This is a genomic window from Butyrivibrio sp. LC3010, from assembly GCF_000424385.1.
Lineage (GTDB): Bacteria > Bacillota > Clostridia > Lachnospirales > Lachnospiraceae > Butyrivibrio.
Map to the genome: position 1 here is coordinate 1 of NZ_AUJU01000053.1, position 10,886 is coordinate 10,886.

Annotated in this window: 15 protein-coding genes and 1 pseudogene; all 16 read right to left on the reverse strand. The window is 38.9% G+C overall.

The genetic code is table 11. The annotated features are described in order from the left end of the window. Positions 1–504: 504 nt before the first annotated feature. Positions 505–726, reverse strand: coding sequence for a hypothetical protein (locus G622_RS0119230; protein ID WP_026512009.1), 222 nt, complete (start codon positions 724–726; stop codon positions 505–507). A 145-nt stretch (positions 727–871) separates the two neighbouring features. Beyond that, complete coding sequence (locus tag G622_RS0119235; RefSeq protein ID WP_026512010.1) at positions 872–1,390, reverse strand: hypothetical protein; 519 nt, start codon at positions 1,388–1,390, stop codon at positions 872–874. Next, positions 1,390–2,190: an ADP-ribosylglycohydrolase family protein gene (locus G622_RS23830; protein ID WP_044958155.1), complete on the reverse strand. Its 801-nt coding sequence runs from the start codon at positions 2,188–2,190 to the stop codon at positions 1,390–1,392. The genes G622_RS0119235 and G622_RS23830 overlap by 1 nt, the downstream gene beginning before the upstream one ends. 168 nt (positions 2,191–2,358) lie before the next feature. Then, complete coding sequence (locus tag G622_RS0119245; RefSeq protein ID WP_026512011.1) at positions 2,359–2,760, reverse strand: hypothetical protein; 402 nt, start codon at positions 2,758–2,760, stop codon at positions 2,359–2,361. A gap of 192 nt (positions 2,761–2,952) precedes the next feature. Then, complete coding sequence (dnaB, locus tag G622_RS0119250; protein WP_026512012.1) at positions 2,953–4,296, reverse strand: replicative DNA helicase; 1,344 nt, start codon at positions 4,294–4,296, stop codon at positions 2,953–2,955. A gap of 26 nt (positions 4,297–4,322) precedes the next feature. Then, positions 4,323–4,841, reverse strand: coding sequence for a DnaA ATPase domain-containing protein (locus tag G622_RS0119255; RefSeq protein WP_196814246.1), 519 nt, complete (start codon positions 4,839–4,841; stop codon positions 4,323–4,325). A gap of 5 nt (positions 4,842–4,846) precedes the next feature. After that, a complete protein-coding gene (dnaA, locus tag G622_RS0119260; protein ID WP_026512014.1) occupies positions 4,847–6,241 on the reverse strand; it encodes a chromosomal replication initiator protein DnaA in 1,395 nt (464 codons plus the stop codon). 14 nt (positions 6,242–6,255) lie between these two features. Then, complete coding sequence (locus G622_RS0119265; protein ID WP_026512015.1) at positions 6,256–6,471, reverse strand: hypothetical protein; 216 nt, start codon at positions 6,469–6,471, stop codon at positions 6,256–6,258. 19 nt (positions 6,472–6,490) lie between these two features. Further along, positions 6,491–6,916: a PolC-type DNA polymerase III N-terminal domain-containing protein gene (locus tag G622_RS0119270; protein ID WP_026512016.1), complete on the reverse strand. Its 426-nt coding sequence runs from the start codon at positions 6,914–6,916 to the stop codon at positions 6,491–6,493. A 508-nt stretch (positions 6,917–7,424) separates the two neighbouring features. Then, positions 7,425–7,877: a hypothetical protein gene (locus tag G622_RS0119280; RefSeq protein WP_026512018.1), complete on the reverse strand. Its 453-nt coding sequence runs from the start codon at positions 7,875–7,877 to the stop codon at positions 7,425–7,427. 114 nt (positions 7,878–7,991) lie between these two features. Further along, positions 7,992–8,150: a hypothetical protein gene (locus tag G622_RS26010; protein ID WP_155831557.1), complete on the reverse strand. Its 159-nt coding sequence runs from the start codon at positions 8,148–8,150 to the stop codon at positions 7,992–7,994. Positions 8,151–8,201: 51 nt separating this feature from the next. Beyond that, positions 8,202–8,333, reverse strand: a complete 132-nt coding sequence (locus tag G622_RS26755) for a hypothetical protein (protein ID WP_256374536.1) — start codon at positions 8,331–8,333, stop codon at positions 8,202–8,204. Positions 8,334–8,442: 109 nt separating this feature from the next. Then, on the reverse strand, positions 8,443–9,081 hold the full coding sequence (locus tag G622_RS0119295) for a YqiA/YcfP family alpha/beta fold hydrolase (RefSeq protein WP_026512019.1): 639 nt from the start codon (positions 9,079–9,081) through the stop codon (positions 8,443–8,445). Between the two features lie 67 nt (positions 9,082–9,148). Continuing rightward, complete coding sequence (locus G622_RS0119300; protein WP_026512020.1) at positions 9,149–9,373, reverse strand: hypothetical protein; 225 nt, start codon at positions 9,371–9,373, stop codon at positions 9,149–9,151. A gap of 69 nt (positions 9,374–9,442) precedes the next feature. Next, a complete protein-coding gene (locus G622_RS0119305; RefSeq protein WP_026512021.1) occupies positions 9,443–10,513 on the reverse strand; it encodes a TFIIB-type zinc finger domain-containing protein in 1,071 nt (356 codons plus the stop codon). Positions 10,514–10,637: 124 nt separating this feature from the next. Next, positions 10,638–10,886, reverse strand: a pseudogene (locus G622_RS26260) (IS4 family transposase); the annotation flags it as partial.

Consider the following 10,886-nt stretch of genomic DNA (forward strand, 5'->3'; position numbering starts at 1 on the left):
TAGTAATTGCTCCAGCCACACTTATTACCATTCAGTTTAGTTGGTTACGCGGGTGTTTCTCCCTACCTGCTTAAGCGAATGCTTATAATAAGGGGTTGGCTAACGGTTTTTGTGACGGATGCGCTGATCCAAAAAGAGCCACGTCAGACCAATTACTCCCCTTATTATAAAAAAATAAGTGCAGATGTCAGAGTTAATTACTCTCTAACAACTACACTTTTATGGTACTAAAAGACACCTCTAATCATTCAGAGGCTCATCTAATAACTGTCCTGTCTAAAAATGGGTAAACTGATAGAACTATCAGCCAAAAAGACGGCGGACGATCATGCCTCTGTCATTGTTAGTTTCAGTTGTAAATGTAGTCGTCATGTGTTTCATGATCGTCCTCCTTTCTGCTCAATGTGAGCACTTTGAATTTCTATGTTACTGACGTAAGTATATCACATCAGGTGGACAAATAAAGTCCAGCAGCTAAATTATTTATTTATTTTTTCAAGGGAGTTACTTTTGAATTATTCGCGTAGTCGGTATGTATTTCGGATGCTTATATTTAAAAAATCCATTAAGTCCTTTTCTTTCTGGATTTTCAATTAGTACAACGGCAACATCCTGATTGTCCTCTACAGTAAACTCTTTTGTGATATACGCAGGCAAGTGCGTCATAATCTTCCAAAGAGGCCCCGTTCGCCATGGATTCTGATAAGTAACTCGTATTATTTTCATAAGACCTTCCTTTCAAATACTACAACATGGTTACGTTATTGCCCTGTTTTTCTTCGCTCATCTTGTCACCTTCCTGTGTTTATGATACTTTCATGCTAAACCACAGCATGGTCATATAATGTCCGTTTCAAAAATATTTCACACATCATATGTTTGTAAACAGCCAACTACCAGTCCTCTTCTTGTACGTTGGCACGATCGTAGCGGAATCAGTTAACTGACCTCTCTCAGCTGCAACCAGATATTGGAAAGTAAAAACACCGATTTCATAGGTATCCTCATAGACAGTGCCATGTTCCTTAGAATCAGTCTCTGTTTTCTGCAATTCATAAGGTATCTCTGTATTAAGACTGATGATATCTTCAGCATCGTCATAACTAATATTTTGCTGGAATACATCTGCCAGCTGGAATATCATATCCTTCCGGATTGAGCAGAGTATCTTTTCAACGTTTGAATAACAGTTTTCTGCATCTGCTGAGTACTCTTTCAAGCTAAGCTGTGTACTCTCTGACAACTGAGCATAATCTCTGATTATCCTGTAACATTCATCTTCACGGCACAGCTTCTTGTATTTCCATATCTGCCTTGGATTTACTGAACTCTGTTTCCGACTTTTATCCGGCTGATTTTCAACATTTAATTTCATAAAGCCCATATTCATTACGCTCCTCTCCTGGAATATAATCTTTCCATCACCTCTACCATGTCCTTAGGCAGTCGCCTCTTTCCCTTATTTACAAGCCATTTTGGCATCCCGTAATATGCTTCCGCTATTCCTCCGGTAATGCATCCCATAGTGTCCGCATCTCCTCCAAGAGATATAGCTGTCCGTACGCAGTCAACATAGTTTCTTCCATCAAGAAATGCCCGGATTGATTCGGGAACACTTCCCTGACAGGTGCATATAAAACAGTATTTCGGTCTTATCTCATCACAGGTTTCAGTAAGGTCATAACCAAATTCATTTTCAATGTATTCTTTTATATCTGCTTTTATTGCTCCGTGCCGGGCAAGCCATATAGACGATGCGGTAGCCTCAGCGCCTTTTATTCCCTCAGGGTCATTGTGCATAACTTCCGCAGACCACCTGGCAACTTCTCTTGTTCTTTCAAGTGTGCTGTAATAGAAACCTACTGGTGATACTCTCATGGCTGAGCCATTTCCATAACTCCCATAAGGCTTTGGATCAGAACTTAACAGCCACTCATAGAACAAGCCGCCATATCCTGCATTTATGTATCTGTTACCCCACAGCTGCATGGAATCCTGAAATGCCTTTTTCATTTCCTGTTCATCAGCATTTTCACCATACCGAAGTAACGCATCTGCAATAGCCACTGTCATGGCAGTATCATCCGTAAAGTGTGACTTCCTGCAAAACAGCCTGAACAATTTATTCTTTTTTCTTTTTCCAAATTCGTAAGGAGAGCCTACAATATCTCCGATTATTGCTCCATACATATACGCACCTCTTTCTCGTTCTATTCACAGTATAGGAAACGGCATGGACACATTTGGTCCTTGTGGAAAAATTTTCATTAAGATATCTAATGGTTTTTTTACATAAAAAGAACGCGGCTATTACTAAATAACCACGTTCAGAACTTTCATGATATTCACCTATGAGTTTTACTCATCAATTTCCGGAAGTAGTTCAGATCCGACAAGATTTAGTAACTGCTTTCTTATGTTTAAGGAACCGTTATCACCTGTTTCTTCTTCAATCACTGCATATAGCATATCCAGGCCATTTGATAATTCAATTTGTCCAGCCATATCAAGAAGACTTTCCTGATCTTCGTTCATAGGAATATCCTTAACCCGCTGTTTACAAACCCCAAGGCATTCCAAAAGTATTCGCACACAATCGTCACATGAGTAATCACTATCTTCAAGTCCATCAAGGCATTTTTTGATTGCTCTTATGCTTAAAGAGAAAACACTACTCTTTTCAAAGCCCTCATTAACATCAGTATTAAAAGCCTTCTCGTAACATTCATTACATTTTTGTATAAATTCCTGCTTGGTCATTTGGCATACTCCTTAGAATCCGTCAAGTACAAAATGCATTCAAATATAGAAGAAACTTATCCTATCACGATTTTACACCCTTATATTTCAGTACTTCTATCAAATCTAACAAATCTTTATATATTGTTTATAAAATAAGCTATGTGCAGATAAGTGCGTTATAGACATTATTGGTTCATCTTGCATAGATTTTTAATTTTCTTTTGGGCGCTCCAGATTGGCAAACTTTGTAAATTCCGGTAACCATTTCAACTTTACAGTTCCGATAGGGCCATTCCTCTGCTTTGCTATAATGATTTCTGATACACCTCTGTCTTCGGAGTCCTTGTTATAATAGTCATCGCGGTAAATGAACATCGCTACATCAGCATCCTGCTCTATAGCGCCGGATTCTCTTAGGTCAGACAGCATAGGTCTGTGGTCCGGCCTTTGCTCAACGGCTCTTGATAGCTGGGAAAGTGCTACTACGGGCACATCCAGTTCACGGGCAAGAGATTTTAGTGCTCTTGATATGTCAGATATCTCCTGCTGTCTGTTGTCGTTACTTTTCTTTTTCCCATTGTTCATAAGCTGCAGGTAATCAATCATTATGATCTGAAGATTATCTTCCGATTTATATTTTCTGCATTTAGACTGAAGCTCCTGTATCGATATCCCGGGAGTATCATCAATAATAAGATGTGATCTTCCAACCACATCAGCACCCTCAATAAGGTTTTCCCAGTCAGTATCAGACATCTCACCTTTTCTCATATGCTGGGAATCCACACGAGATTCCATTGACATGAGTCTACTTACAAGCTGTTCTCTTGGCATCTCCAGTGAAAAGATGGCAACCGTATAATCCATTTTGAATGCCATATGCTGCGCCACATTGAGTACAAAAGCAGTTTTTCCCATAGAAGGTCTAGCTGCTATCAGGATAAAGTCCGAATTTTGCAGCCCAGAAGTCATGTAATCGAGTTCAGTAAATCCGGTCGCAAGTCCTTTCACATAGCCTGACAAATTGCAGGCTTCTTCAACATTATTTAACACCTTCATGACTATGTGGCTTATGGGCTCGTATTCTGCAGAGTTACCATACTGAGCTACTCTATATATTTCCTTCTCGGAGTCATGCATGATTTCCGGAACATCACCTTCCTCGCTATAACAGTTATCGATAATCCCTTCACATGAGTGGATGAGCTGCCTTAGTTTGCTTTTGTCCTTGACTATATTCGCATAGTACTTTACATTTCCCGAATATGGGACTGACTGCGCTATTCCAAGGATATATTCAGCGTCATAGACCTGCGGTGGTGCATTCTTACTCTTTAGGCGATTTTGAAGTGTTACTTCATCAACAGGTATCTTTTCCTGGTGTAGTTCAACCATTGCTTCAAAAAGGAGTCCCAGTCTTTTGTCGTAAAAATCCTCTGAAAATAGTATGTCTGAGGCAACCTGAATTGAATCACCGTCTATCATCATTGCGCCAACTACTGACTGTTCCGCGCTTATATTATGTGGAAGTTTCCTTATTGTATTATTGTCCATACCTGCGCTCCTCTTTTTATCTTCATTTAATGTCCCATGCTTACTACAAGTCCCATTTCAAGACGTTTACCGAAGCAGTCATCTAGATCGCCAAGCTCTGTCGGCTTTCTGTCTGCGGATAATACTATCTGTTTCCCTTTAAGATATAGGTCTTCGAATGTAAAGAAAAACTCTGTGATGGTGCGTTCCTTATCCATGAAGAATTCAATGTTGTCAACAATGAGCACATCCACGTCACGGTAAATCTTTCTTATGACCTTTAATCTCTCATAATCTGAAGCAGACTCTTTTATCGCAGAAATCATCTCATTGTAGAAATCCTCAGCGTCTGCATAAAGCACTGATTTCTCAGGATGTTCTGTTTTTATACGGTTCTCGATAGCCATTAACAGATGCGTCTTACCTTCATATCTGGGACCATAAATGAATATAGGGTTATAAAGGGGCTTCTCTGAATTTGATGCTTCTACCGCCGCAAAATGTGCAAAAGAATTCCTTCGATCAACATTAAAATTTTCAAATGTATAGGTTTTACTAACATTCATGGTCATTACCTTTTATCCAGATTTAGCTTCATACAGATGATTTCAATATGCCTGTTGAGATCTTCATCAACAGACAAAAGCTCTGTTATTTTATCGATACTGCTCTTTACCGTAGAGTGATCCCTGTTTCCAAGTTCCTTGCCAATCCCTTCTAGCGTCGTATCTGTATATTCTCGGATCAGGTACATAGAGAGCTGTCTGGGAAGGACTATGTCATTGCTTCTTTTCTTTGACATAAGGTCATCTATTTTTACGCCATACTGCTCTGCCACTGTACTGATTATCTTCGTAGGGGATATGTCTCTTGCCCTGCCATTGGCAATGTCGTCCTTAAGGGCTATCATGGCTTCTTCCATTCCGATATGATCTAGCTTATTCAGTTTTGAATAGGCAACGATCTTTGTGTATGCTCCTTCCAGCTCTCTTATATTGGAAACGACGCCCTCTGCGATATAATCGAAAACCTTGGAATCTATGTCCAGGATTTTCCCTTCATGCAATCTCATTAAAATTGCCATTCGGGTCTCGTAGTCTGGGAGCTGGATATCTGAAGTTAGCCCCATCTGGAAGCGTGACCTTATCCTGTCATCAAGTTCTTTTATTTCCTTTGGATGTCTGTCAGCGGATAAAACGATCTGCTTTCCTTCCTGATACAGGGCATTAAACGTATGGAAAAACTCAAGCTGTGTTGAATCCTTTCCTATAAGGAACTGGATATCATCTATCATCAACACGTCCACGGTCCTGTATTTTTCATGGAGCATCCTGGCACCATCAATCTTGCTTCCTCCCTGCCCTCTGTGGACGTTCTGGACTACCTCATTAAGAAAATCCTCCGATGTGACATAAAGGACATTCTTGTCATCGTTGTTACGGCAGATATAGTCTCCGATTGCCTGCAATAGATGCGTTTTTCCAAGTCCTGCCTTGCCATAAAGAAAAAGCGGGTTATACACTGTCCCGGGGTTTTCTGCGACGGCTACTGCAGCGCTGTACGCAAATCTGTTGCTGTCACCAACTACAAAGTTTTCAAACGTGAATTTGGAATTGAACTTTGTAATAAGTCTGGATGTACGCTCTTTTTCTGCTTCTATCTTTTCTTCTACTTTGCTTTGATCGTTTTGCAATGAGAATTCCACAGTAAGCCGATCCAGCCCCGTTATTTCAGAGATGGCTACAATGAAAAAGTTCATGAAACGTCTTTTTACATAATCAAGGGCCATAGCGTTGTCCTGAGAAATCAGGATATACGCTGTCTCATTGGCATACCGAAGAAATGTCAGTGGTTCAACCCAGGTAGAATACGAAATGGGTGTAAGGGCACATTCCTGCTTTACCTCTTCTTTGATATAATCCCAGTTTTCACGAATCAAATCCTCTAATTGTTTATCTTCATTCATGTTTATTCCTCTGTTTATTCAGGTTTAAATAAGTCAAAAATACTCAGCTGGCTGGATTCTGGAAGATTTCCAAGAAGCCCAAGCCTGCTCATGTTATTTACCACAACCTGCTGGCATTTGGTTCTTGATTTATAATCATCCCTTGACGTGAATGGACCAATCCTGGCTTCTTCCACTATCTGGTCAGCTACTTTTTCGTCAAGCCTGTCAAGGCTCACAAGACTGGGCATTATCTTATCCCCTACGACCTTAAATGACCTTGATTCCGCCTGATACTGATTCCTCAAGGCAGAGCCTTATCTTGTTTTCTTCAGGGTAGTCAAAATCAGCTCTCTTTAGCAGGGTATACTCAACAGCGTCATACCTTTGTATTTCCAGCATTATGCTGTCGAGGTAAAGCTCCATCAGGTTCTGCGTTGTGTACTGTGATGACAGCTCAAAGCGCTCATAGATCTTTACTGTTATATTGAAATCCGGAAACATCTGATCTTTGATCGCTTTTTCCATCTGATATATGACAGGCTTTTCTATAAGCATCTGGCTGCGTATGTATATGCGTAAAAAATCCTTACTTTTCGTAGCTGAAACCTTCTCCACGATGACTTTTTCAAATATCTTTTTCAAAGAATCATCTATTTTCAGCGTTGGAAAGGCAGTAAAAAACGGTCTGTTCATCTTCTGTGTTTCCTTCTACGCTTTAATCGTTCTGCATCTTCTATATGACGGCACCATTTTTCAACCTGTGTATTATCTGGCAGATCGAGCAACAGTTTTTCCTTTTATGAGGCTTCTGCCTGTGCTTTCCTGGCTTATCATCAGTACATAAATCCACAATTTCATCTATATCTGCATATTCCCCGGGCATAAGGCTGTTTATATATTTGGTGAATTTCTCGATATCCAGATTTATTTCCTTCTGGTGGGCTTTCTTTGGCCTTTTTCTGCTTTGCGATATGGTAACCTCATATTTTTTTATCAACTGTCATTTAGCGCTTAGTCTTTTCAGTATAAAAAACAGGACGGACTTAATATGTCCACCCGGAAAAATTTCTCTTTATAATAATAAAAAAAGAGATGTACATTTTTTAGCACATCGCTCTTAAAGCTTGATTTTATCGGTCTTTTGAACAAATTACCATTTGCACAATTTATTTTAAAAGTACAAAACCTGTATTGGTAGCCCTTATAATATATCCCGCTTTTCAATGACGTTCTTCCTGTAGGCTTCCTCGCCTTCCTCAGAAAGAAACTGCATGAGTTTTTCTTCAATAATGCGGGGATTATCACCTGCCTGCATGGAAAGAACACCATTCAGATACAGAAGGTACTCCAGAGCATCTGCCGCTGCAAAACCATTTGAAAAATACCTTAAAGTAAAGATTTCTTCTATAATAGAAGGCTCAGTTCCATCAACTATATATGCCATCATCTTTCCGAAATGCTTAATAATGCCTTTATCAGGAATAGACATACATGCTTCTTCCAAGGCCAGCAATCCCTGGTTTCTTGCAATATATGATAATTCTGTCACCTGGCTCACAGCTTCTGAAAGTCGCATATCCAGTTCATGTCGGTCATCCTTTGGTACATCCAGGATATTTTTATATACTTCATTGTAGAAAAAAACACTATTCATATGCCTGTCTCTCTCATTATTCACTGACTTTTGTTTTCTTTCAATTACATGATAGAAAAAAACGATGTGCCTTTTTTAGCACATCGCCCTTTTGCTATTTATCATAGTGTTAACTTAATCCTGATCCAGGTAGCACTTATAATGCTCACTTCCGTCATAATGAATTCTTGGAGTTTCAGTAATACCAAACTTTTCCATAATTTCTGGAAGATGCTTTTCATCTATGTGTGGGCTCATGTATATAATTGTTTTGCCTCTTGAATTGTTTTCCAAGCGTCCTCTGGGGTAGTAATCAAAAGGCTTGTTGCACTTCTTTGGCTTAACTTAAACCCATACCAGCCTATGGTTATAATTATTGCCAGACTTTGCAACTCCGAATACTACGTCCTTCTCAAACGGAACTGCAAATAATGAATCCTCAATGATCCAGAACACTCCGCTTTTTACATTATCCATAATATTAATCCTCGTATTATTTCCCAAAATCAGTTCGCGTATTCTGACCTCTCTTTTGGAAGATCAGTCAATATCTCCTTAACATCCGAATGAATCAACGTGGTCTTCTTCACCAGTTCGTATGCCAGTTTATCGAGGAGGTTTCTTTTCTGAATAAGAAGTCTTTTTCTTCCTGATAGTTTCCTTTACATATAAGTTCTACCACTACAGCGGCTCCTTTTCTATTCAGTTTATGTTCCATATCAACATGAGATATCATCGATTCATCATCATAGTACTGTTTAAATAACTTTTCGTTTGGAGCTATATTATCCCTTGTACCATATATCAGGTACGTTTCCTGCATAAAACTAACATTAAACTTATCTGAAAAGAAAAACTCTTTTTCAGTTTCAATATGGTCTAAAAATGAAGAAGTAAGCATTGGATTACTGTCACTGTCTGATTCTTTGATTATTCTTAGATTATCAGGGATTGCTGGATTTATAAGAATCTTTTTTATCTCAGGAATTTGCATCACATAAAATGCTCCAAGGGATGATGCAACAACATAATCATAATGGTTATTTTCAATAAGGGTATATAGCATCTTATGCATTACCTCTGGTTCTGTTACAGGAAATTGTGGTGCTTCTATATTAGCGTGGATCCCACGTGCTTTAAACTCTCCTCGAAGCATTTCACTGGAATGACCGTTGCCACTTCCTAAATAGCCGTGGACATACAGAATATTTGCAGGTTTGTTCATAATCCATTTCTCCTTCATCTTTGTGCTAATTCATATTTTGTTTCCTTAAGAATAATCACCTTCAACCTTAAATCATATTGTTAAATCCGGAATATCCTGTACTTTGCTGTACTGCTCTATCGACCAAATTATCAATGGCGCACCTGTATTTCATAACCTCTTCCTGAATGGATTTAAGAACAGCTTTGTTAACCGCTACACGTCTTGTAAAGGCTTTATCAAGTTCAAACCCACAGTCTATGCATTTCTCAGCTTCATTTTTATTATCTTTTCCGCATAATGAACATATCATAATAATCACCCTTCCTTATTGTGAATACTTCTCAAATCTATAACACCCCCAGAAGCATGTTGTATTAGCTTAGGTCAGATCATAATAATCAATACCAAAACCTATTGGAAAAAGCCTTGCATTAAGAGCCTCTTTGTCCTCCTGGCTGGGCATATCCTTCTGTATATAACATTTTTCCACATATTCACTTACCAGCCTCACAAAGGTTTCTTCCCAAATATCCCTGGCAGGCGGGGACTCAACATTCTTTTTCATCAAGAAATAAGCCTTGGTTTTAACCCTGTTCGCTGAGTCCTCTGCACTTATTGCGTTCTCTTTAAGATCTCTCAGTATTCTTTTCAGATCCGCTCTTTTTTCCGTTTCAAAGAACCAGCATCCATTTAACTTCTTTTGGAGATAAGCCTCCCTCATGGGATATAGACGCTTTTCAGCTATATATCTGATCATACGGTTCTTATATCTGTTTATGGATATAAGATCTTTTTCCAAAGCTTTAACTTTTTCTTTCCTGGCCCTTTGGGCATTAATAAGCTGCCTTTTCTCAACGATTGTCATCAGGCTATCCCATTCATCAGATGTCTTCTTGGCATATGCACGGGCTATATCATACCTTGAATAAAACGACCAAAATTCCTTCAGGAACACAGGATAATAGTCATGATAGCTCCACAATGAGCCTTCGTTTTTAATGTAAATATCAATCAGGTGATACTTTAATCTGTCTATAACAGGGAGAATCTGTTCGCAGGTTATAAGGTCATCAGCAAACTGAATGGAATTTTCAAAACAGTAAAATGAAGAAACCACATCCTGTTGGTAAAGCGTAGGATATCTTATTTCCTCCAGAATCCCCTTATAAAACCACATTTTCCAGTTTCCAGGGTCCACTGCTTCTATCTGATCCATGTATTTATTTCCTTCAACATACTCAGCTTCGCTTATCCCTCTATAGTTCCCATCACTATCATACCCGTTGATATATTTTGCTATTATCCTGAGAACTAGACCCAAAAGGGGCTCAACAACTGCCTGATTTACTTCATGGGACGTGTACTTACAACCACAATGCCGGCATACATAAAAGCCGTCTTCTCTGACAAAATCGTTTCCTCCACAGGCTTTGCATACTAAAACTTTCATCTGTACGTTCCTCCAGATTGGATCTTGATTTCTATAGAAAACTAATTTCTTAACTGAAACTTCGCAGTTACAAAACTGCGGTTGAACCTTGATAATTCAATAAAAATTGGCAATTAAGTACCAATCATGCTGCCTGAAGATGACGTTGCATGGATGGTGTAAGTGCAGATACAAACTTGTCTATCATTAAAGATATTTTTTCTTCATCGAGATCAAATTCTTCTATCATCATGTTTGAGAAAATCTCCATAATGATGTTAAAAGCATAGATGAATGTTACATCGGCCACCTCATCCATGAAGTATGCAAACAACTCGCCTAAAGTTCGAGAATCTTCTGATTCGCGATTTTCTACTGCAAGCATCATGTATCG